Below are 470 nucleotides of genomic sequence, written 5' to 3'. Positions count from 1 at the left end.
CCGCCGCTGAAGAACATCGTAAAGACGATAAACGCCATAAAAAACCGTCTGCCATCCAGGCCGCGCCGCGACAGCGGGTATGCGCCGAGCGTCGTCAGCAGCAGATTGATCGCCGTGCCGGCAACGACGTAGAAGAGCGTATTGCCGTAAGCTTCCCAGACGCGCGTATCCTCGAATACAAGCTTATAGGCGTTGAAGTTAAAGCCGATCGGCCAGAAGGTGACGCGGCTCGCGGCGATCGCATAGGCGTCGCTGAACGACGAGACGAGCACATACCACATCGGATATAGGAACAGAAACGAGCAGACCGTCAGGAACACGACGTTCAAGCTGTCGAAAATTTTCTCGCCCAGGCTGCGTTTGACTACCATGGTCCCACTTCCCTCCTCCTTACCATAGACTGCTGTCGGTCGTCTTGCGACTGATCCGGTTGGCGACGACGAGCAGCGTGAAGTTGATCACCGAGTTGA

Annotated in this window: 1 pseudogene; it reads right to left on the bottom strand. The window is 56.4% G+C overall.

The features are described from left to right. Window positions 1-371: pseudogene (locus PA598K_RS35670) on the bottom strand (carbohydrate ABC transporter permease); the annotation flags it as partial. Window positions 372-470 lie beyond the last annotated feature (99 nt).

This window comes from Paenibacillus sp. 598K (assembly GCF_003851045.1).
In the GTDB taxonomy this organism is placed as follows: domain Bacteria; phylum Bacillota; class Bacilli; order Paenibacillales; family Paenibacillaceae; genus Paenibacillus_D.
The sequence above is the reverse complement of the archived record's forward strand: the minus strand, read 5'-3'. Positions and strand labels throughout refer to the sequence as shown.